Raw genomic sequence first — 19,555 nt, forward strand, 5'->3', positions numbered from 1 at the left:
AAAATTATTTTCTTATATTTATTCTAGATTGACCTACATAACGTTAGTAAGGCTTAAATAACGCAAGGATTCTCTTCAAGTTCGATGGGTCTTGCGAGGACACTTGCTGTTAGGGCTGCGACACTCGTCGTTCTGCTATTCATAGTACTCTTTGTAATATCCTTTGCCCTGGCAGGTCCTGCGTCGAAGATTCTTAAGGATGAGATAATGATGGAGACGAAGTCGATAATAATGCACTTAATGCTTCATGGTCACTACAACTCAACGCAGATACAGCAGTTACAGACTCAGATAATGACTGAGTTGGAGAATGCCTATGGCCTTAATAAACCGCCTGCAATTAGGACGCTTTACATAATGTATAATATGATTGTCTTTAATTGGGGGGGTTATTCATACTTCCCAAGTGAGTATGGCAATATTGGTGGTGGTAAGGTTGTTGATATAATACTGTCGCGCTGCCTGGAACAATACTTCTCGATACATTTGGCATATTATTAAGTGCCTTCATAGGGATTGAGATAGGGCTTAGGTCAGCCCTTAAGTATGGATCAAAGACTGATAGGGCTGTAATGTACTATGCGGCCTTAGCTAATGGTATACCTCAGTGGTGGCTTGGCATTGTCATGCTACTAGTATTCTCATTCTACTTAGCGCAGATTCACTCACCAATCTACTTCCCAACAGGTGGTATAATAAGCCCTAAGTACTATGAGCTATGGCTAACAGACCCTGCCAAGGTATTCACAATACCGCAGGCGGTTCTCGACTTACTATGGCACTTCACATTACCCTTAATAACAGTGTTAATAATCAATATTGGTGGTTGGGCGTACTTCGCAAGGACCGTCGTACTTAACATTTCCCAGGAGGACTTCGTGACCTTCGCAAAAATTAAGGGGTTACCCGAGAGCCATGTGGTGAATAGGTACATACTCAGGCCTGCAGCGCCGTCAATATTAACGAGCATATTCATAACAATACCATTCATAATATTTGGCGGCTTCCTAGTCACAGAGATGGTGTTCCATTGGTGGGGGGTTGGGCTACGTATATAACATAGCAATTGTTGGTTCCCCCCCAACACCTGATCTACCTGTCGTGGTTGCGTTGACTTACGCCTCGACGCTGCTTTATATCGTGATAATATTCATAATGGAAATTGTTTATATAATGCTTGACCCAAGGCTAAGGGAATAAGGTGATAGGCATGGCCAAAAAGCAGCGTGAGTTTAGGATTCTTGGAATGACACCTGGTGAAATCGTTAGGGAGTTCTTCTCATCAAGTACCGGTAAGGTGGCTGCCGCATTATTCATAATCCTGATTGTAGTATCAATATACGCACTCATAGTATTGCCGCCAAATTTCGCGAAGATATGGAATAACCCAAAGTATTGGCAGTTAAACCCGCAGTATGCGCCGCCTGCCTGGATTGACTCAATAATAGGTCCTGTATATTCACCGCAGATTTACGTTCATGATTACACATTCACAGTCCAGCAACAGAGTGGAATTACCTATATTACAGTCACGTTCAGCGTTGATTATGAGTATGATAAGCCATGGAATGAGTTATTCATTGTAGTAAATAACCCAGCCATATATAGCATGTCTCAACCTCCTGTGGTGTCAATAACAGTTTATAGGCCTGACGGTAGCAAGATAACACTTGGCCCATTACCTATTAACACGAGGGTGACGACGCTCGGTGTGACTCCAGAGGTTGTGAGTCAAGTCAACCTATTCTATAGTGAGGAATACCACATAAGCAGTGTTGTACCTACTGGGCAATCTGCAACGCCGTATCTATTCTATACCGTTAATGATGGTAAGTTAGTGCCGTTGAAGGGACCATATAAGTTCGTCATGGTGTTTTACGTATTTTCACAAAACTCAACAGTAATTAATAAGGAGGACCTTGAAATAGTGCTTCAGGGACAGATCTACGGCTTGATGGGTACTGATAATGAGGGTCATGACCTATGGCTCGGCCTACTTGCGGGCTTCCCAATAGACCTTGCGGTTGGTCTCCTCTCTGCATTAATAATAGTGGTTATAGCTGTGGTAATCGGCATCGTGGCCGGATTTTATGGAGGGCTTGTTGATGAGTCCTTAATGAGACTTACGGACTTCGTGATATTATTGCCAGCCTTCCCATTGCTAATCGTCTTCTCAGTCCTGTTCGGCTGGAGTATTTGGGATGCCGTTGTGTTCCTAGCAATTGTGTCCTGGGGTGCATCGGCTAGGATTATTAGGGCAATGATAATGCAAATAAGGAGCGCCCAATACATAGAATCAGCAGTGATTGCAGGGGGGGCGAGCAGGATGTGGATATTGAGGAACCACATATTACCCCAGATAATTCCGTACATACTGTATCTACTCGTCACGAACGTACCTGGCGCAATACTGACTCTGGCATCCATAAACTTCCTCGGCCTAGCAGGCTCTGAGTATCCAACGTGGGGGGGTATGCTCCTGTACTACGCCGATGAATTCGGTGCATTAACATCTGGTTACTGGTGGTGGGTTATACCGCCAGGTTTGCTCGTTGCTTTCGTGGCAGTAGTATTTATATTAACTGCGATGGCCTCGGAACCCGTAGTCAATCCAAGGCTTAGGTATGGGTGATGAGTATGGCATTGCTCGAGGTTAGAAACGCAAGGCTTTACTACACGACTACTAAGGGCATTGTTAAGGCCGTTGATAATGTGTCTTTTGAGCTAAATGAGGGGGAGACCTTAGCGTCGTGGGCGAGTCCGGCAGTGGTAAGTCAACACTAGCTAAGTTACTCGTTAGGGTTTGGGAGAGGAATGTGTCACTTGTTGATGGTGATGTTTACCTTGACGGTAAGGAGGTTCTCCACATACCTGAGGAGGAGTTTAGGAGGGAGATTAGGTGGAAGAAAATTGCCATGGTACCTCAAGCATCAATGAATGCCCTAAACCCAGTAATAAGAATTGGCGATCAAATGATTGAACACTGCTGCTACAGGGAACTAACAGGGATGAAGCGTTGAAGATGGCTATGGATGCGCTGGAATCCGTTGGGTTACCCAGGGACACCGTGAACAGATATCCGCACCAACTCAGTGGTGGTATGAAGCAGAGGGTCATAATAGCCATGGCAATAATGGCCCATCCCAAAATAGTCATTCTCGACGAACCAACGTCAGCCCTTGACGTAATAACACAGGCGAACATAATGAACCTACTTAAGAAGCTTAAGTGGGAGTACAAGCTATCATACATATTCATAACTCATGACCTAGCATTAGCGAGCGAGCTCGCAGACTCAGTCGCCATAATGTATGCCGGTAAGATTGTGGAAATCGGCGGTGCAGAGGATATTTATGGAAACCCGAGCCACCCGTACACCCAGGGATTAATATCTAGCGTGCCAACGCTAAGGGTTGATAAGACCTTATCGTTCATACCTGGTGAGGTGCCGAGTCTAATAAACCCACCACCTGGCTGTAGATTTCACCCAAGATGCCCATTCTATAGGGATAGGGATTATCTAAAGGGTCTTTGTGATGCTAAGGAGCCACCAATGATAGAACTCGAGGGTAAGGCCAGTAGGAAGCATCTCGTGGCCTGTTGGTTATATAAATAATTTATACGCAAATAAATTATAAATGCAAATATAGGTTAGATTTTTAAACAATCCCTGAAAGGCATAATCGCTATATGCCTGAGGTATTTGAGGATACGCCATGGGTTAGGAAAGATAGTCTTGTCGTTGCCCATAGATTAAGGACATACTATACAATAAAGCCAGGCTTATTTGCAAAGCCGAGATACGTTAAGGCTGTTGATGATATTAGCCTAAGCATTGATAGAGGCATTACATTAGCTATCGTTGGTGAGTCTGGTAGTGGTAAGACAACGCTGGGCAGGACACTCATTAGGCTCCTCGAACCCATATCTGGCGAGATTTACTTTGATGGTAATGATATAACGCACATGAAGGAGGAGGAGTTGAAAAGGATAGGATTTAGAAGGAGGGTTAGCATGGTGTTCCAAGACCCATACTCAAGCCTCAATCCATTCCACAGTATCCACTTCATACTCGAGGAACCACTCATGGTACAGGGAGTAGCCAGGGAGGAGAGGGAAGAAAGAATATACAGGGCTCTCGAGGAGGTTAAGTTAACGCCACCTGAGGACTTCATCAATAAGTACCCACACATGCTCAGTGGTGGGCAGAGACAGAGAATTGCGATCGCTAGGGCCATAATAACTAATCCTGACTTCATAGTTGCTGATGAGCCTGTCTCAATGCTCGATGCTTCAATAAGGGTTGAGATACTGACAATACTTAAGGATATTCAACAGAGGCATAAGATGGCATTCATGTACATAACTCACGACATATCAACTGCGAAGTACTTCAGTGATTACATACTAATAATGTATGCAGGTCAATTCGCTGAGTATGGCCCATTCAGGGATGTAGTTAAGAATCCACTTCATCCCTATGCTCAATCACTTATTGAGGCAATACCGGACCCGGACCCAAGTAATAGGCTGAGGGAGAGGAAGGTAGCTCCCGGCGAACCACCTAACCTAGTTAATCCACCAAGTGGTTGCAGATTCCACCCGAGATGTCCGTTTGCAATGGATATTTGCAAGAAGCAGGAGCCACCAGTTGTTGAGGCGAGGCCTGGCGTATTCGTTAAGTGCTGGCTCTACGTCAAAAGGTAATGACTAGAGGCACAAAGCATTTTAATATCAACATACTTAATGCCGTAATGTCCATATCAGGAGAATTGCTTAAGGCGGTAATGAGGAATTACCCGACCGGCGTCACGATAGTGACCACGGTGTATAACAATGAGTATTACGGATTAACAGTTAACTCCTTCACGTCATTATCACTCGATCCACCATTAGTACTTATAGCAATTGATAAGAGGTTAGCTAGTCATGAAGCCATTGATAAGTCAAATGTTTATGCCGTTAACATACTACCTGATGATATGAAGGACCTAGCCATTAAATTCGCCACTGCGCCAAGGGAGGAGAGGTTTAGGGGGTTGAGAATTAGGACTGCAAAGACCGGCTCGCCGATAATTGAGGGTGCAATTGCCTATCTCGATTGTAAAGTGGTTGCTAAGTATCCAGGTGGTGACCACACAATATTTATTGGGGAGGTTGTTGATGCCCAGGTAATGAGTAGTAAATTGCCATTGATATACTATAATAGGGGTTATTACAGCATTAGGCAGGCAACACCGCTACAGTGAATGTTATAAAGCAATTTAAGCCGGGAATTACACATATCGCGGGTGATGATGGGTATCAAAACTGAGCCGTGAGGATCTCACGACGAGCTGATCATTGCTCAAGAAATTCATTAAATAAATAGGGCACTGAGCTGCTATCGCCAGGGCCTTCCTCATCGTACCCGTCACCTTAACAGTAATGACCGCAGCATCACTTCCCCTACCAACCATTATTACTGCCGACCTTAGGTACTTAAGCAGGTTATTAGGTACTTGAATAACCAGCCTGCCCTTACCATCGTATTTCGCTATTATCCTCAACTCAAAGCCAATGGCATCCCTGCCCGCGAAGACCCGGAACCAATTATTTAACTCGGAAATTACACTGTCAATGAGTTCCCTCGGGTAAACATCTATTATCACGTACCTCATAGGCAGATACCTCTCCTGTATAATGCATCAGCAATTACCTCATATGGGTTATCACTAATCAGGGGGGGCTTGGCATTAACGTTTGTTAATACCTCTATTAATTTCATGACATCCCTAGGATTCCTAACATCGGATACCCTGCCTATACCCTGCGACACTATTATCCTAAGGCCATCGATCGTTGAATACTCATTAATGACATCTCTCAGAAATGCAAGTCCACTCTCGCCATCGTTCACTATTGGGTTTATCACTAACTCCAATGCCTTACCCTCCCTAGCCATAACCCTGGCCTGATCCTTAGATGGTAGGATGCTCCTATTAACCTCGTTAATCGTTATTACATCAACCCGATCATCACTTATTAACTTATTAAGTACGAACCTACTCCATGGAATCACAGACACCAAGTCAAAGCTCCTATACATCCTAATCTTCCAGGCACTCCTCTGCGTAATTACGAGCTTCCTAAAGGTGGGTATCTCCTCAACATCATTACCACCAACCACCAGCGCCGCTATGCCATAACCAAGTGCCTTGAGAAGCCTAATCAACTTCCTATCCGTAGAGCTAAGGTGTAGCTCCACAAACATTATAAATGCTCACTTACAAACCTCATTAATAAACTGCACGGCATCAACACCAGTAACCCTGACCCTAACCCTAATCACATCATCCCCCCCATCACTAAGCACGATACGGCTCATCACAAACTCCTGCTTATCAAGCCTAAGGAAGACATTACCAGAATCATCAACCCTACTCTCAAGGTCCTTAATAGGTAATCCTTATTCACCAGCGACGAGCATATGGACTTAATAATACTCATAGCCAGGTCCTTATCCTTAATAGTTGATTGAATCCTATATATTGGATTGCCATAATGTCCATAAAGCACCTCAATCACTATTGGCGCTTTATCAGTTAATAACTTCATTAGATGAGTAATGGCTTTATCCAGATCCTCAGTCGCGTGTATATTAACCTCAAGATCTAATTGACTAATGGCCATAAAAAGTAGGGATTCACGACTGCTGAGATTGAGACTGCTCAGCCTCTTCCTTAACCTCTCAATTAACCTTCTCTGCCTCTCCCTCAACCTTCTCCTTCTACGCCCCCCCTCTCTATCCTCCTTACCAACAAGCCAGGCAAAGTCTGGATCACTCCTGATGGCTGGGTGGCTTGGATCCACGAGTATCACCTCATACCACACGTACGTTCCATCCTCACCAACCCAGTATGAACCAAGAACCTCCATATTCGGGTGCTTCCTGGCAGCCCTTTCCTCAGCGATTAATTGAAGCTCTTACTGGTTGTTATTCCATAGACGCCCATCCTCTTCGGTCTCCTCCCACTATTAGGTCTCCTCCTGTTAAATGGACCCCCCCTCCTAAGCCTAACCCTAACGACTATTATCCCCCCCTGCTTAGCCTTATAACCATACTGCCTAGCCTTGTTAATCCTAGTTGGCTTCTCAACCCTAACGATGGATGGCTCCCTACGCCACTCTATCAACCTCTGCTTCATTACCACATCCCAAATCCAGCTATCCCTAGCCCCCCCCAGCCCACGCCTCAGCCAAATAGTGGTAAAGTCCCCCCCTCGCCATCAAGACCTGGCTGTGAGTGGGTATTAAAAACATTATGCTAGCCAAGCGCGTTTTCACAAGGTCTCCTCAAGTCAAAGGCCAAGTCCCTCAATACATTACTTTCAACTCCACTTTCCTTGAGCGACACCTCTCTAAGCGCTATTGAAAGAAGCACGGCAGTATCCATGTCCTGATATGCATTAATAAGCCTAGCCAACTCATTAAATAAATCCCTCAACCTAACTATTAGGTAATCACCAAATAAAACATACTCATTACCCATACCATACAACTCACCAATTAATCGCCTACCCCTATCAGTAACCTTAACAACGGTCCTCCCATTCACGGTCCCCCAACTCAACCAAGCCCTCATTAATCAATTCGCTTAAGTCCTTCAGAACCGACCTACTAATAATTGGTGGATTCTCAAATACGTACCTAACAACATGCGATGCCAAGTAGGTCATTAACAATAGCCTGTAGAGGGTTATTGAGGATCCTCTTGAGTGCCAGGCAATAAATAGTAACGCGTACTTACTAGGTAACGCCTTAAACCTGCCACGCCCCCCCACATTAACCTCTGGGAGCATCATTGATTCATTAACCACGTTGTGTATATAACACTAATGGCATAAGCTAACGCTATGGTGGTCCTCATAGGGTGACCGGTCATGGGGGGGCCAAGCCTAACCTCATACATAGCCCTACTCCTCAGGGCTAGACTAACATCCTCATACTCATTACCAAGTATCAAGCCAATCCTCAACCCCCCCTACTAAACGCCTCTCTACTCACCTCGATTAACTTCCTCTCATTATAATTGGCATGCATTGACAAAACAATGGGTATGTCAACACCACTTAACGCCTCCTCAACATTCATAACCCTAACCCTAGGCAGGGAATTAAGCTTTAAAGCTCTCAACGCCCTATCAACGAGCAACTGGTTTGTTATTAACCTAATCTCAATACCAAGCGCGTGACTAAGCTGTATCAGGTCCATGGCCTCATAAACCTCCTTAGGACCCTCAACAATACCAACCACTTTATTTACCCAGTCCATTGGTATCGCCTCCCTCCTCTTACGGAATAAGTCCCTCGTCGAGTGGGCCACAATGAAGGAGTCCTCCCTAACCTCAACATATATTATGTAATCGGGATTCTCCAGGTCAGCCTTAGCGAATTGGGCTAAGTACTCACCAAGCTTCTTTGCAAGTTCAACGCTGGTTATTGGGTACTTCTTATCCATCCTCTTAACAATGACCTTAAACGTACCATCCCTATTGCTAATAAGGTTTGAGAGTACCTCTCTGGCTGCCGTAAATAACGTGTTTAGGTCTCTGTTGATTACTTGGTCAATTATTGATACATGCGCTACATAATTGATATCCCTAAGAAGTGTTAGAGCGTTTGAACTGCAATTGCTTAGGTCAATTACACATTTATTACGACCCCCCCACTCAACAACTTGACCGCAGTTTATCTTAGATAGTAAGTCATATGGACTTATACTCCTCGCGTATGGCTCAAAGGTTACTAAAACCCTCATTTCTACCCTTTGATTAATGTGGAATTTTATGAGTTTAAAGGCATTGGTTATTACGGCTCTGTGAGTAATGACGTGATCAACGTCTTTATATCACTAATAACGTCGCCAAGAGAAACGTGTTCGTCGGGTGCGTGAGCCGTTTCCTTAGACGTCATCCAGACAGCCACGGGTATACCCCTAGCCCTTAAGTAACGGGCGTATGTGCCACCACCAATACCAAGTAGCTTAGGTTCCAAGCCCTTCACGGTTCTAATGGCCTTCGCCAGCCTCCTAACGATTTCACCATCCGCACTTGTTGGTTGTACGGGATCCTCCCTACTAACAATTTCAACATCAACCCTACAACCGTGGGCATTGCAGTATTTATTCGCCGTGTCTTTAATCACCCTGAGGACATCATCAATGCCGTACTTAGGTAGTATTCTACAATCTATGTAGAATACGTGTTTACCAGGTATTGTATTCACATTACCAACGTTTAGCTCTACCTTCGTTGGTTCGAAGGTCGACCTGGGCGGTATGAACAACGGGTCCTCATAATTAAACATCTCATGTAACTTTCTATCTATCTCAAGGGTCAACTCACTACCAAGCCTGTAGCATTAAGGCCTAGTTCAGGTAATGATGCATGTGCCTGCTTCCCGTAAACGGTAACCTTAACCCAGAGTATTCCCTTCTCTGCGATCTCTATCATTGTGCCATCGGCATTACCCGCATCGGGAACAAGCACGAGGTCCTTACTACTTATTAGATTTGGTTCTTTATTGATTATGTATTGAATGCCGTACTTACTACCGACCTCCTCATCGCTGGCCAGTATTACGCCGTAATTAACCGGTGGAGTTATGCCGAGCTCCCTCAGCACCTTACCAACGTAATCCCCCCCATGACGATTCCCTGCCCATTATCCTCAACGCCCCCCCTACCATAGATTGTGTCGCCAATTATTGTTGCATTAAAAGGTTCGTAATTCCATAATGACCTATCACCCTCGGGTACAGTGTCCATGTGAGCAATGACCCAGTAGGTCCTTGATTTATCAAGCCCTTTTATCAGGGCTACTATGTTCGGCCTTGAACCCCCCCTACTAACCCTGCTATCTGGAGCTTCTATCACTCTAACCTCATCAAAGTACCTCCTAACCACACCCAATAGGTAATTGGCCCTATCCCACTCCCCGTCGCCACCATTCTCGGGGGGGCCAGGGCCTTTATTGGTATGAAGCCTCTATACAATTCAATTACAAAATCCCTTTGCCCATCAACATACTTAAGCACATTGCCCAGGTCCAACCTTGACTCCACAATAACCGATCCTTAGTGTTAATTATTTAGCTTTATGCTAGGCCCACAGCATAGTTATTTTACATTAGCACCTGAAACAATGCTTAAAATAAGTCTACATTCGATACTTAATGATTATTGAATGAGTAGGATAAAGTCATTGGTAATGACTTACCGGGATTACGACTTAAGCACATTGGCTAAGGCGTATTTCACGAATGATGAATTAACGAAGTTATATAAATTATACGACTCACTAGTCGCGTTAGAGACATGCAATAGAGTTGAGTTTTACCTGGATGGTGATGAGAATGAGGATGAGTTAATTGAGTTAATTAATGTGAAGGCTGGGGGGGTAAGGCCTAGGGTACTTTACGACTTAGATGCCGTTAAGCACTTGCTGCTGGTTGTGGCTGGGCTTGACTCAATGTTTCTGGGGGGGGAAAGGGAGATTTTGTCCCAGGTCAAGAGGGCGTATAGTGCGGGTAAGCCATCACCAAGGTTAAGAGTATTGTTTGAGTCCGCGATTAGGTTTGGGGGGGAGGGGGGGTTTAGACGTAGGCATAACCTTTACGATATCTCATTCGTGAAGTTCCTGGCGGATTACGTAATGAGGAATGTTGATAAGGATAGTAGTGTACTCGTTATTGGCGGTGGTGAGGTTGCAAGGGGGGGCGTGGTTAGGGAGCTTCTACGGAATGGTTATAGGAATATAACGGTAATAAATAGGACAACGGATAAGCTTAGGTATGAATTTGGTAACTCAATAAGGCTATTAGGCTTGATTCATTAACAAGTGAATTAACAAGCGGTAAATATAACGCCCTGATCGCTGCAGTATCGGTCCAATCACCATTAATCAATCTCGATGTATCTATAAGTGACTCATTACCAAAGTTAATAATTGATGTTTCAACACCGAGTGCCGTTAATGTCCAGGGTGATGGGCATGTTAGGGTTATTAAACTTGAGGATTTGAGGGAGCCATACCTGAATTACGTTAATGGTAAGAGTAAGGTGATGGGTGAGTTGTCGGAAATTGATTATGAGGCCGAGAGAATAATGAGACTTATCATGCGTAGTGATGCTGATGAGGTCATTAAGGATGTTATGAGGTTTATTGAGGAGATCAGGAAGGAGGAGGTTAGGGAGGCCGTGAATGCATTAAGGAGTGGTGAGGATGTGGAAGCTGTGATTGATGCCATGAGTAGGTCGTTAATTAAGAAGATCATGCATAATTACCTGGAGAACATGAGGAGACTTGCGGAGGCAGGTGATGAGGGCGCTGTAAGGAAGTTGAAGAGTTATTTAATGGGTATCCTGGGCAATAACGAGAATTAAATCTGCCTTAGGGCCTTGGCAGCGTCCTCAACCTGCCTAAGCGTCTCCTCTATAACGTCACCTGTATGGCTTGAGCTCGTGAACACGGCCTCAAATTGACTGGGGGGGCTATGAAGACTCCGCGCCTTAGCAACTCCTCATGGAGCCTTAAGTACAGCTTAGTATCCGATTTACTGGCTGTTTCGTGATCAATAACCTCGCCCTTTGTGAAGAATACCTGAAGCATTGTTGGTACCCAATTAACGACGTGGTCAATGCCTAACCTGCTAAGTATGTCGTTAAGCCCCCCCTCCGCCAGTTTGCGCGATGCGCTTATGGCTATGTCATACGCATTCGTGGTCTCAAGAACCTCTATAGTGGCTAACCCAGCTATCATGGATATTGGGTGTCCATTAAACGTACCAGCATTGAAGACGGAACCCCTCGGTGACAGTAGGTCCATTATCTCATCACGGGCACCTACAGCGCCCACTGGAAATCCGCCACCAATTATCTTCCCCAGCGTGGTTATGTCCGCATTGACGCCGTAATACCTCTGGGCACCACCAAGGCCAAGCCTATATCCTGTAACCACCTCATCAAGTATGAGTAAGGCACCGTACCTATCCGCAATCTCCCTAAGTCCCTTCAGGAAACCCTCCTTAGGTGGTATCACCCCCGTAATTAGCCATTACAGGTTCAACTATTATCGCGGCAACGTCATTACCCTCACTCCTCATTATCCTCTCCACGCTATCAAGGTCGTTGTACCTAGCCACAAGCGTTAATTTAGCCACATCCTCAGGGACGCCGGCAGATGATGGCGCGCCAAAGTGTGCCGCCGCACTACCTGCCTTGACCAATACATAGTCAACAGCGCCGTGGTAACACCCCCCCTCAAACTTCAATATCTTCCTACGCTTAGTGTAGCCACGGGCAAGCCTAATTGCGGTGGCCACAGCCTCACCGCCACTATTAACGAACCTAACCTTCTTAATACTCGGGAAGTGACTCACTATCTTCTTGGCCAGGACAACCTCAACCTCTGTTGGTGCTCCATAAAGCCAACCCTTGCTTACGTAATCCACGATTCGTTTAACGACAGGCTCAGGCGCGTGGCCGAGGATTAATGGCCCATAGCCAAGTACGTAATCTATTAATCGCTGGCCATCCACTGTAAATAGGTATGGGCCCTTACCCTCTCTCACGAAGAATGGGTATGGCTTAATTGCCGCCCTGACCGGGCTATTAACACCACCAACTAGTACCCTCTGTGCCTCCTCATACAACCTACTGGACTCACTCATCAAGACTTTAAAAAGTGGCTATATCATTAAGCTTTATCTTCATAATCATAAAACTTTAAAGGGCGTGAGCGCCGTCAATCCACAACATGATTGAGAGGACCCTGGTAATAATTAAGCCTGACGCGGTTAAAAGGGGGGGTTGATTGGAGAGATCATAAGTAGGTTCGAGAGGGCTGGCTTGAGGATTATCGCCATGAAGATGATCCGGCTTAGTAAGGAGGAGGCCGCCAAGTTCTACCCAAGCGATGAGAATTGGCTACGCTCAGTGGGTAGTAAGTCCCTGAAGTCCTACTCAGAGATTGGGAAAGACCCAAAGGTTGACCTAGGCACTGACGACCCAGTGGAGATTGGTAAAATAATTAGGGGGGGTTGGTTGGCCGATTACTTGTCAATGGGCCCAATAGTGGTAATGGTTCTCGAAGGCAACAGGGCTGTTGAGGTTGTTAGGAAGATCGTAGGCTCAACAACGCCGTACTCATCACCACCAGGCACAATAAGGGGGGGTGACTACTCCGTTGACAGCCCCCCCGACCTGGCAAACCTGGAGAAGAGGGCATTATTCAACCTGGTCCATGCCAGCGACAGCCCCAAAGAGGCCGAGAGGGAGATTAGGTTCTTCTTCCGTGAGGACGAATTCGTAGACTACTCATAAACTCCTTATTTGAATTACGGATTTTATATCCTCATGACCCCCCCAGTTATATGCGTACTCATACTCGTCGAGTGTTACCTCCTTTGTTATTAACTTTCTAACCCAGCCACCGAACTCAAACTTAGCCTTGACAAGGTCTGAAACACCCATCTCAAAGGCCTTTATGCTCGCATTAGTTGCACCAATTATTAACTTATTCCTCCTCCAATCATCGAGTAACGGCCCAATGTTAACATTCTTACTATCCAGGTATATCCCAGTAGCACCGCCACACCGTCAGCCCCCCCAAATGCCTTAGCGCCTCATATGCGGCGCTCGTTGATCCCGTGGCCTCAATAACTATGTCGAAATCACCACTTATTTGATCGACATTGGTATTAACGTAGGTCGCGCCTATCTCCCTAACGAGCTTCGCCTTGAGGCTATCGTAGGGTCTTGTGGCCGTTACGGTTACGTCAGTGAAACCTCTGAGTCTCATGACCATTAATGCCAGCATGCCGATGGGCCCCGCACCCATTATTAGAACCCTCCTTGGCTCCAGGACTCAAACCTAGCCTTACCAAGCCTTAATGCTAAGTCAATACCCTTCTCAACGATGCTTAGTGGTTCCGTGAGTACGGCGACGTCCACCGCCTCCTTAGGAACCCTAACTAGGTATTGGGAGTCGGTTACTGCGAATTCGGCGGCGAAACCATGTAAGTACCATATACCGTGCTCCGCATATGTACCCCCCCTTGGGCAGTAGTCTAGTTCGTTTATTGGTAGGGTGCATGTTGTGGGTCTCCTGACTGTTGGTACGACTACGTCACCAACACCCACATTATCCACACCATCACCAAGCTCCACAACCTCAGCCACAGCCTCATGACCAAGAATTAGGTATTCCTCACCGGGTGGTGGTGCTCCGTACTTGCCCTCAATAATGTCCTTATCAGTACCGCAAACACCCACCTCAATTGGACTTAGTAAAACCTGGCCACGCTTAGGTAATGGCTTTGGCATATCCCTTAATGCTAATGAGTCCTTTACCAATGGAATTACCGTAACAGCCTTCATCAAGGTTCATGGAGATATTCCCCCCCTTAATAAACCAGATATGTGTAGTGTTTTCAATTCATTAATATTCATTAATTCATGTTTAAACGTTCTAAGGGTTTTAATCACTATATAGATTATGTAGTCATTAGGGAAATGCGTATTAATTCACTCATGTGATAAGCGCGGTATGTCGCAGACGTTAAAGGAATTAATCAATCAATTAATGAGCAAGAATCTAGTGCTCATAGACCTGACCCATGAATTATACAACGGAATGCCCACATACCCTGGCGACCCACCCTTCAACCATGAGTATGTTAAGGTTGGAAAAAGCTATGGCGAATCAACACTATCGAAAATATCCGCGGGGGGGCTTCATAGCGGTACACACATAGATTTACCACGCCACTTCGTACCCAATGGCTTGACCGCGGAGGCATTACCATTAACGGACTTCATGGCTTACGGCGTAATACTAGACCTAAGCTATAAGAGGCATGGCGAGGCCATTACCGCGGATGACCTGAGGAGGTTCGATGATAAGATACAGCGTAATTACGCAGTAATGCTATACACAGGCTTCTCAAAGACCTGGGGGGGTACGGAGGAATTCCTATATAACTGGCCGTACCTGGACAGGTCAGGGGGGGCAGATTACCTAGTCACTAAGGGAATTAGGGTTGTGGGTATTGAGGCACTCAGCATAGCCGGTTGGCCAGGTAAGGAGGGCTACCCATACCCGCCCAGGGTGCCTAGGGATGACGTCACCTACGTACATTATAAGTTACTATCTAACGGTATCTACATAATCGAGGGCGTTACTAACCTGGACATTGCATTGAATACCTGTAAAGACGGTGAGGGATTATTCATATTCATGCCACTTAAGATTCGAGGAGCTGAAGGATCACCATTACGATTAGCGCTGCTTTGTGAGCCTAAGTAATTCGTTATTTACTCAATATCCCTTGGATCCTTTGGCAGATCTATGTTGAAGGCATCCCTTAACAATTTACGTAGTATTCTATACGTCATACCCCCCCATATCGTTACATCCCCCCCTATAATTATCGCTGGCCTTACCCTGCCCTTTATACTGACGTTTAATTTAACGTACTTCATAACATCATTGACATTTAGCCAAAGCACCTTCGATAACTCAGCCCTATTTACCATTAACTTAGGATTACAATCCCTCAATGAAAACACCACCGGAACAACATTAATATTTGGTGCATTGCTTGGTGAGAATGGATCTAAAACACCGAGCAGCTCCGCATTCTTCGTGAGGTCAAGACCAACCTCCTCCCTAGCCTCCCTAATCGCCGTCTCCACCAAATCACCATCCCTAGCGGGCTTAAACCTACCACCAGGAAACGCGGCATCGCCGCTCCAGGGATCCTCAGGGTTCTCCGTTCTCTTGCCTATGAGAAATGCATTTAGGCATGGGTTGTAAATAACGGCAACAGCAGCCCATAGATGCTCATTATCCGGTATTGGCCTATTACTCTTCACAATCCTTCTCAATTTCTCTACATTATATGACTCCATAATACATTATACCTTAATCACTTATACCCAATTAATAAGCACTATTCATCATAGATCATATTAGGGCCTGTAGAGGCCTAATTGAAAGAACCTCAGGATTAGCCAGGTACAATGGTCTCTTACCCATTAGTACATTTATTAGGTTTCTAACGGCCACCTCAGCCATCCTCTCCCTGGTCTCGTATGTGGCGGAGCCTATGTGTGGGGGGGTTAATACGACATTATCAAACTTCGTTAACTCGTGGGTGCTTGGTAATGGTTCCTCCTCATACACATCCAATGCCGCACCTGCTATCCAACCCTCCTTAAGTGCCTTTACTAACGCATTGGTATCGACAATGTCACCCCTAGCCACGTTTATTAGGTATGCGGTCTTCTTCATAAGCCTTAACCGCTCCTCATTAATTAAGTGCCTAGTCTCGGGGGTTGCGGCTACCGTTATTACGACAAAGTCGGACTCAGTGAGTACGGACTCTAAAGGCCTATACTCAATGCCAAGGGCAAACTCTATATGGGGCTTCCTAGTCCTTGACCAGTAGATTACCTTCATATCAAAGGCCTTAGCCCTCCTGGCGAGTGCCGTACCTATATTGCCAAGCCCTATTATTCCCAGGGTGGCGCCATGCACCTCACTACCAAGAAGCCAACCCCCCCACTTATCGTATATCCCACCCTCCCTAATGAGTTTATCGCCGAGCACTATCTTACGGGCGAGGGCTATTAATAGGCCCATGGCTAGGTCAGCCACGGCCTCAACAAGGACCTCAGGTGTGTGCGTTACATAGATCCCCCCCTTTTCAGTAGCTGCCTTAACGTCTATGTGATCAACGCCAACACTATACGTACTAATTATGAATAGTTTATCAGCCTCATTAATGAGTGACCTATCAATAATGTCGCCCAGGGTAACTATGGCCCCCGTGCAGTTCTTAAACACGTCAATCCAAACCTCCCTTGGTGGCGATGCTTGCCTACCCCCCCACATGGGCCCCCCGTCTCCTTCCACATCCTGATTTCCACAGGCAATTTATTGAGCTCTGAGTATATTATAGAGGGCATGTTACTCCTGCTCACGAATATGCACGGCCCAACCATCGCAATGCAACTACATAACTAATTAATTAATATTTTCAGGTTGATTTCTTCATCATTAGTCAGTATTAAATAATCAAGCGTAATGGGAATTATGGGATTCATGGTAACAATTAGGGACATATTAAATAGGCTTAAGTGGACGAACCAGATTAATAATTACGTGGTTGTTTTCATATCAAGGGGCTCACCGAATAATGAGGAGGTTGTTGACTTATCAAGGGTCACCTCAATCAGTAGGGATGGGTTTACATACATTAGTAGTAGTGGTAGGGAGACGTACATACCCTACCACAGGGTTGTGGAGATTAGGCATAAGGATGGTACTGTTATATTCCGAAGAAACGTACCGCACTAATCACAGTTCATGAGGGCCTCTTAATCATTTTATCTATGAATCTTTCATGTCTACGCACCAACTCCTCATTAGCACCTAAGACATTAACTAGGTAATCCTCCTCCACGGGATTAAGCTGGCCCGGTATAACAATTGTGTGCGGTGTATCGCCCATGTCAGGTACATCGTCTATAGTTGACACCTTAATACTTTGGTTATCCCAACCAATCCTGGCTGCGTAAATAACCATTAACTCACTGCTTATGACACCCATCTTACTCGCACTCTCCATCCTCTTGAGAAGCTCCACGGCCTCATTAACACTCATGAAATCACCATTATCCTTAATATCAAGTAGCAGTATTGTGTGAAGGCCACGACTGAGGTTATCACTCAACACCTCATATGCCTCATGCTTAGCACGCCCATCCTTGGATACGTTATGGTCGCCACGGGACCCAACTTATATGGAGATAGGCCAAGTTGGCTAAGTACCGCGCAAACTATGCTTACGGAGTTAATAATCTTAACGTTAAAGCCTCGTCTCCTGGCAATAACGGCTATTGCCGCATGCGTTGTGGCTATCATTGGATCACCGATGACGAGTAGGGCGGCGTTACGGCCATTCTCCAACTTCCTCATTATCACCTCACCACTTTTATTCTCCAAATCCTCCCTCGAAACCTGGGTAAAATCACTTCTAATACTCCTTAAGCGATTTATGAATTCGGCAGGCCCCCCCTTTGATGTGTATGTCTCTAGGAATACGTCATCTACTGAACGAATAATCTCCAGCGCCTCGGCCGTAATATTGCCAGGGCTTAAACCAAGGCCTACTATATACAGCGTTGGCGTTTCCTTACCCACAGTTATTCTTCGATTATTGAAAGATTTAAAAACGTAGTAATTACGTAAGTATAGATGTCCTCAAGGGTGAAGATACCTGAGGATGGAGAACCAATAGTTGTTCAGGGTGGTGTATGGAACGTCCCAAATAAGCCAATAATACTCTATATCGAGGGCGATGGAATAGGGCCTGAAATAACGAATGTGGCCATTAAGGTGATTAATAAGGCCGTTGAGAGGGCCTATGGAAGCTCAAGGGAGATTAAGTGGGTTAAGGTTTATGCTGGTGAGGAGGCTGAGAAGGTTTATGGTAATAGGTTCCCTGAGGAGACGATAAACCTAATCAGTAAGTATAGGGTTGTTCTGAAGGGACCGTTAGAGACTCCCATTGGTGGTGGCTGGAGGTCAATAAACGTTGCCATTAGGATGCTCCTAGACGCGTACGCCAATGTTAGGCCAGTTAAGTACATGCCAGGTCTTGAATCACCACTTAAGCATCCTGAGAGGGTTGACATGGTGATCATTAGGGAGAATACCGATGACCTGTACAGGGGGGGTATTGAGTGGAGTTGGGATAGCCCTGAGGCGGCTAAGTTGAGGAAGTTCCTTAAGGAGGAGCTGAAAGTAGATCTTGAGGACGATACTGGGATAGGCATTAAGCCAATTAGCAAGTATAAGACGCAGAGGGTCGCAAGATTCGCCTTTAAATTCGCGATTGAGAATAAGAGGAGGTCAGTAACGATAATGCACAAGGGCAACATAATGAAGTACACGGAGGGCGCCTTCAGGGAGTGGGCTTATGAGGTCGCACTTAAGGAGTTCAGGGACTACATAGTTACTGAGGAGGAGGTGAATAAGCTCTATGGTGGTAAGGTACCGCCAGGCAAGATACTTGTTAACGACAGGATAGCCGACAACATGTTCCAGCAGATAATCACGAGACCTGAGAATTACGATGTAATACTCGCACCCAACTTAAACGGTGATTACATAAGCGATGCTGCCGGAGCCCTCATAGGCGATATTGGAGTGCTCGGCGGTGCAAATGTCGGTGATACCGGCGGTATGTTTGAGGCCGTACACGGCACAGCACCTAAGTATGCCGGTAAGAACGTGGCCAACCCAACGGGTATAATTAGGGCTGGGGGGGAATTAATGCTCAGGTTCATGGGCTGGAGAGAGGCTGCCGACCTAATTGATAGGGCGATAACCGAGGCCATTAACCAGAAGAAGGTCACGCAGGACCTAGCCAGGTACATGGGTGTTCAACCACTGGGTACTAAGGAGTTTGGTGATGCATTAATAGAGATAATTGATCAATTGAAATGAT

General features: G+C 45.7%; 25 protein-coding genes and 8 pseudogenes. 13 read left to right on the forward strand and 20 right to left on the reverse strand.

Annotated elements, in window-relative coordinates:
- The first annotated feature begins 84 nt into the window (after window positions 1-84).
- The 7 genes and pseudogenes from JCM11217_RS14735 to JCM11217_RS06805 all read left to right on the forward strand — a co-directional run bounded on the left by JCM11217_RS14735 (window position 85) and on the right by JCM11217_RS06805 (window position 5,249).
- A complete protein-coding gene (locus JCM11217_RS14735; protein WP_243678619.1) occupies window positions 85-501 on the forward strand; it encodes a hypothetical protein in 417 nt (138 codons plus the stop codon).
- Between the two features lie 71 nt (window positions 502-572).
- Complete coding sequence (locus JCM11217_RS14740; RefSeq protein ID WP_243678620.1) at window positions 573-1,058, forward strand: ABC transporter permease subunit; 486 nt, start codon at window positions 573-575, stop codon at window positions 1,056-1,058.
- Window positions 1,042-1,200 carry a hypothetical protein gene (locus JCM11217_RS14745; RefSeq protein WP_243678621.1) on the forward strand — a complete coding sequence of 53 codons (159 nt, stop codon included), beginning with the start codon at window positions 1,042-1,044 and terminating at the stop codon, window positions 1,198-1,200. Before JCM11217_RS14740 ends, JCM11217_RS14745 begins: the two co-directional genes overlap by 17 nt.
- A 10-nt stretch (window positions 1,201-1,210) precedes the next feature.
- On the forward strand, window positions 1,211-2,632 hold the full coding sequence (locus tag JCM11217_RS06790; RefSeq protein ID WP_054842485.1) for an ABC transporter permease: 1,422 nt from the start codon (window positions 1,211-1,213) through the stop codon (window positions 2,630-2,632).
- 5 nt (window positions 2,633-2,637) lie between these two features.
- A pseudogene (locus JCM11217_RS06795) lies at window positions 2,638-3,616 on the forward strand (ABC transporter ATP-binding protein).
- A 74-nt stretch (window positions 3,617-3,690) separates the two neighbouring features.
- Window positions 3,691-4,707 (forward strand): ABC transporter ATP-binding protein, encoded by a 1,017-nt coding sequence (locus tag JCM11217_RS06800; protein WP_243678622.1) that lies wholly within the window; start codon window positions 3,691-3,693, stop codon window positions 4,705-4,707.
- A 47-nt stretch (window positions 4,708-4,754) separates the two neighbouring features.
- Complete coding sequence (locus tag JCM11217_RS06805) at window positions 4,755-5,249, forward strand: flavin reductase family protein (protein WP_054842487.1); 495 nt, start codon at window positions 4,755-4,757, stop codon at window positions 5,247-5,249.
- Window positions 5,250-5,276: 27 nt separating this feature from the next.
- Here JCM11217_RS06805 and JCM11217_RS06810 read toward each other — a convergent pair whose 3' ends face one another.
- The 13 genes and pseudogenes from JCM11217_RS06810 to JCM11217_RS14790 form a co-directional block, all read right to left on the reverse strand.
- Window positions 5,277-5,660 (reverse strand): hypothetical protein, encoded by a 384-nt coding sequence (locus JCM11217_RS06810; protein WP_243678623.1) that lies wholly within the window; start codon window positions 5,658-5,660, stop codon window positions 5,277-5,279.
- A complete protein-coding gene (locus tag JCM11217_RS06815; protein WP_054842454.1) occupies window positions 5,657-6,253 on the reverse strand; it encodes an RNase P subunit p30 family protein in 597 nt (198 codons plus the stop codon). The genes JCM11217_RS06810 and JCM11217_RS06815 overlap by 4 nt, the downstream gene beginning before the upstream one ends.
- Window positions 6,254-6,368: 115 nt before the next feature.
- Window positions 6,369-6,439 (reverse strand): annotated as a pseudogene (locus tag JCM11217_RS14750) (exosome protein); the annotation flags it as partial.
- A gap of 47 nt (window positions 6,440-6,486) precedes the next feature.
- A pseudogene (locus JCM11217_RS14755) lies at window positions 6,487-6,597 on the reverse strand (exosome protein); the annotation flags it as partial.
- A gap of 114 nt (window positions 6,598-6,711) precedes the next feature.
- A pseudogene (locus JCM11217_RS06825) lies at window positions 6,712-7,244 on the reverse strand (50S ribosomal protein L15e); the annotation flags it as partial.
- Between the two features lie 62 nt (window positions 7,245-7,306).
- Window positions 7,307-7,597, reverse strand: a complete 291-nt coding sequence (locus JCM11217_RS14760) for a hypothetical protein (RefSeq protein WP_243678624.1) — start codon at window positions 7,595-7,597, stop codon at window positions 7,307-7,309.
- Window positions 7,575-7,844, reverse strand: a complete 270-nt coding sequence (locus JCM11217_RS14765) for a hypothetical protein (RefSeq protein WP_243678625.1) — start codon at window positions 7,842-7,844, stop codon at window positions 7,575-7,577. Before JCM11217_RS14765 ends, JCM11217_RS14760 begins: the two co-directional genes overlap by 23 nt.
- On the reverse strand, window positions 7,841-8,017 hold the full coding sequence (locus JCM11217_RS14770; RefSeq protein ID WP_243678626.1) for a hypothetical protein: 177 nt from the start codon (window positions 8,015-8,017) through the stop codon (window positions 7,841-7,843). Before JCM11217_RS14770 ends, JCM11217_RS14765 begins: the two co-directional genes overlap by 4 nt.
- Complete coding sequence (locus JCM11217_RS06835) at window positions 8,014-8,799, reverse strand: THUMP domain-containing protein (protein WP_243678627.1); 786 nt, start codon at window positions 8,797-8,799, stop codon at window positions 8,014-8,016. Before JCM11217_RS06835 ends, JCM11217_RS14770 begins: the two co-directional genes overlap by 4 nt.
- 50 nt (window positions 8,800-8,849) lie before the next feature.
- The gene (locus JCM11217_RS14775) at window positions 8,850-9,233 is read right to left on the reverse strand and encodes a M20/M25/M40 family metallo-hydrolase (protein WP_243678654.1); all 384 of its coding nucleotides are present in this window, start codon (window positions 9,231-9,233) and stop codon (window positions 8,850-8,852) included.
- Window positions 9,216-9,493 (reverse strand): annotated as a pseudogene (locus JCM11217_RS14780) (peptidase dimerization domain-containing protein); the annotation flags it as partial. The pseudogene JCM11217_RS14780 and the gene JCM11217_RS14775, both read right to left, overlap by 18 nt.
- Window positions 9,494-9,657: 164 nt before the next feature.
- Window positions 9,658-9,945, reverse strand: coding sequence for a M20/M25/M40 family metallo-hydrolase (locus JCM11217_RS14785; protein ID WP_243678655.1), 288 nt, complete (start codon window positions 9,943-9,945; stop codon window positions 9,658-9,660).
- Window positions 9,912-10,103: a hypothetical protein gene (locus JCM11217_RS14790; protein WP_243678628.1), complete on the reverse strand. Its 192-nt coding sequence runs from the start codon at window positions 10,101-10,103 to the stop codon at window positions 9,912-9,914. The genes JCM11217_RS14785 and JCM11217_RS14790 overlap by 34 nt, the downstream gene beginning before the upstream one ends.
- Before the next feature lie 145 nt (window positions 10,104-10,248).
- Between JCM11217_RS14790 and JCM11217_RS14795 the strand changes: the two genes are divergently transcribed.
- Window positions 10,249-10,875 (forward strand): hypothetical protein, encoded by a 627-nt coding sequence (locus JCM11217_RS14795; RefSeq protein ID WP_243678629.1) that lies wholly within the window; start codon window positions 10,249-10,251, stop codon window positions 10,873-10,875.
- Window positions 10,876-11,057: 182 nt separating this feature from the next.
- Window positions 11,058-11,423, forward strand: coding sequence for a hypothetical protein (locus JCM11217_RS14800; RefSeq protein ID WP_243678630.1), 366 nt, complete (start codon window positions 11,058-11,060; stop codon window positions 11,421-11,423).
- On the opposite strand, the pseudogene hemL reads toward JCM11217_RS14800, so the two are convergent.
- Window positions 11,420-12,709: pseudogene (hemL, locus tag JCM11217_RS06850) on the reverse strand (glutamate-1-semialdehyde 2,1-aminomutase). The gene JCM11217_RS14800 and the pseudogene hemL overlap by 4 nt on opposite strands.
- An 86-nt stretch (window positions 12,710-12,795) precedes the next feature.
- Here hemL and JCM11217_RS06855 point away from each other — a divergent pair.
- Window positions 12,796-13,361: pseudogene (locus JCM11217_RS06855) on the forward strand (nucleoside-diphosphate kinase).
- Here JCM11217_RS06855 and JCM11217_RS14805 read toward each other — a convergent pair.
- Together JCM11217_RS14805 and JCM11217_RS14810 are read right to left on the reverse strand one after the other, a co-directional pair.
- Window positions 13,356-13,839: pseudogene (locus tag JCM11217_RS14805) on the reverse strand (hypothetical protein). The pseudogenes JCM11217_RS06855 and JCM11217_RS14805 sit on opposite strands and share 6 nt — an antisense overlap.
- 41 nt (window positions 13,840-13,880) lie before the next feature.
- Window positions 13,881-14,363 carry an alcohol dehydrogenase catalytic domain-containing protein gene (locus tag JCM11217_RS14810; protein ID WP_243678656.1) on the reverse strand — a complete coding sequence of 161 codons (483 nt, stop codon included), beginning with the start codon at window positions 14,361-14,363 and terminating at the stop codon, window positions 13,881-13,883.
- Window positions 14,364-14,586: 223 nt separating this feature from the next.
- Between JCM11217_RS14810 and JCM11217_RS06865 the strand changes: the two genes are divergently transcribed.
- Complete coding sequence (locus tag JCM11217_RS06865; RefSeq protein WP_054842455.1) at window positions 14,587-15,345, forward strand: cyclase family protein; 759 nt, start codon at window positions 14,587-14,589, stop codon at window positions 15,343-15,345.
- Window positions 15,346-15,353: 8 nt separating this feature from the next.
- Here the strand turns inward: JCM11217_RS06865 and JCM11217_RS06870 are convergent, their stop codons facing one another.
- Entirely contained in the window at window positions 15,354-15,950 is a 597-nt protein-coding gene (locus JCM11217_RS06870) for a CoA pyrophosphatase (protein WP_054842456.1), read from the reverse strand.
- A 55-nt stretch (window positions 15,951-16,005) separates the two neighbouring features.
- Window positions 16,006-16,956 carry a D-glycerate dehydrogenase gene (locus JCM11217_RS06875; protein ID WP_243678631.1) on the reverse strand — a complete coding sequence of 317 codons (951 nt, stop codon included), beginning with the start codon at window positions 16,954-16,956 and terminating at the stop codon, window positions 16,006-16,008.
- Window positions 16,957-17,145: 189 nt separating this feature from the next.
- On the opposite strand from JCM11217_RS06875, the gene JCM11217_RS06880 reads away from it, so the two are divergent.
- On the forward strand, window positions 17,146-17,400 hold the full coding sequence (locus JCM11217_RS06880; RefSeq protein WP_243678632.1) for a DUF504 domain-containing protein: 255 nt from the start codon (window positions 17,146-17,148) through the stop codon (window positions 17,398-17,400).
- Window positions 17,401-17,407: 7 nt separating this feature from the next.
- Here the strand turns inward: JCM11217_RS06880 and JCM11217_RS14815 are convergent, their stop codons facing one another.
- Window positions 17,408-17,776 (reverse strand): hypothetical protein, encoded by a 369-nt coding sequence (locus JCM11217_RS14815; RefSeq protein ID WP_243678633.1) that lies wholly within the window; start codon window positions 17,774-17,776, stop codon window positions 17,408-17,410.
- The gene (locus JCM11217_RS14820; protein WP_243678634.1) at window positions 17,773-18,246 is read right to left on the reverse strand and encodes an SAM-dependent methyltransferase; all 474 of its coding nucleotides are present in this window, start codon (window positions 18,244-18,246) and stop codon (window positions 17,773-17,775) included. Before JCM11217_RS14820 ends, JCM11217_RS14815 begins: the two co-directional genes overlap by 4 nt.
- A gap of 54 nt (window positions 18,247-18,300) precedes the next feature.
- On the opposite strand from JCM11217_RS14820, the gene JCM11217_RS06890 reads away from it, so the two are divergent.
- Entirely contained in the window at window positions 18,301-19,554 is a 1,254-nt protein-coding gene (locus tag JCM11217_RS06890; protein WP_054842458.1) for an NADP-dependent isocitrate dehydrogenase, read from the forward strand.
- The last annotated feature ends 1 nt before the right edge of the window (window position 19,555 follow it).

The sequence above is a fragment of the Vulcanisaeta distributa JCM 11217 genome (assembly GCF_001316005.1).
GTDB classification, from domain to species: Archaea; Thermoproteota; Thermoprotei; order Thermoproteales; family Thermocladiaceae; genus Vulcanisaeta; species Vulcanisaeta distributa_B.

Coding starts and splice junctions, on each gene's coding strand:
- JCM11217_RS14735 (WP_243678619.1), top strand. CDS start 85: ATGGGTCTTGCGAGGACACTTGCTGTTAGGGCTGCGACACTCGTCGTT.
- JCM11217_RS14740 (WP_243678620.1), top strand. CDS start 573: ATGTACTATGCGGCCTTAGCTAATGGTATACCTCAGTGGTGGCTTGGC.
- JCM11217_RS06790 (WP_054842485.1), top strand. CDS start 1,211: ATGGCCAAAAAGCAGCGTGAGTTTAGGATTCTTGGAATGACACCTGGT.
- JCM11217_RS06800 (WP_243678622.1), top strand. CDS start 3,691: ATGCCTGAGGTATTTGAGGATACGCCATGGGTTAGGAAAGATAGTCTT.
- JCM11217_RS06805 (WP_054842487.1), top strand. CDS start 4,755: ATGTCCATATCAGGAGAATTGCTTAAGGCGGTAATGAGGAATTACCCG.
- JCM11217_RS06810 (WP_243678623.1), bottom strand. CDS start 5,660: ATGAGGTACGTGATAATAGATGTTTACCCGAGGGAACTCATTGACAGT.
- JCM11217_RS06815 (WP_054842454.1), bottom strand. CDS start 6,253: ATGTTTGTGGAGCTACACCTTAGCTCTACGGATAGGAAGTTGATTAGG.
- JCM11217_RS14765 (WP_243678625.1), bottom strand. CDS start 7,844: ATGATGCTCCCAGAGGTTAATGTGGGGGGGCGTGGCAGGTTTAAGGCG.
- JCM11217_RS06835 (WP_243678627.1), bottom strand. CDS start 8,799: ATGAGGGTTTTAGTAACCTTTGAGCCATACGCGAGGAGTATAAGTCCA.
- JCM11217_RS14795 (WP_243678629.1), top strand. CDS start 10,249: ATGACTTACCGGGATTACGACTTAAGCACATTGGCTAAGGCGTATTTC.
- JCM11217_RS14810 (WP_243678656.1), bottom strand. CDS start 14,363: ATGCCAAAGCCATTACCTAAGCGTGGCCAGGTTTTACTAAGTCCAATT.
- JCM11217_RS06865 (WP_054842455.1), top strand. CDS start 14,587: ATGTCGCAGACGTTAAAGGAATTAATCAATCAATTAATGAGCAAGAAT.
- JCM11217_RS06870 (WP_054842456.1), bottom strand. CDS start 15,950: ATGGAGTCATATAATGTAGAGAAATTGAGAAGGATTGTGAAGAGTAAT.
- JCM11217_RS06880 (WP_243678632.1), top strand. CDS start 17,146: ATGGTAACAATTAGGGACATATTAAATAGGCTTAAGTGGACGAACCAG.
- JCM11217_RS06890 (WP_054842458.1), top strand. CDS start 18,301: ATGTCCTCAAGGGTGAAGATACCTGAGGATGGAGAACCAATAGTTGTT.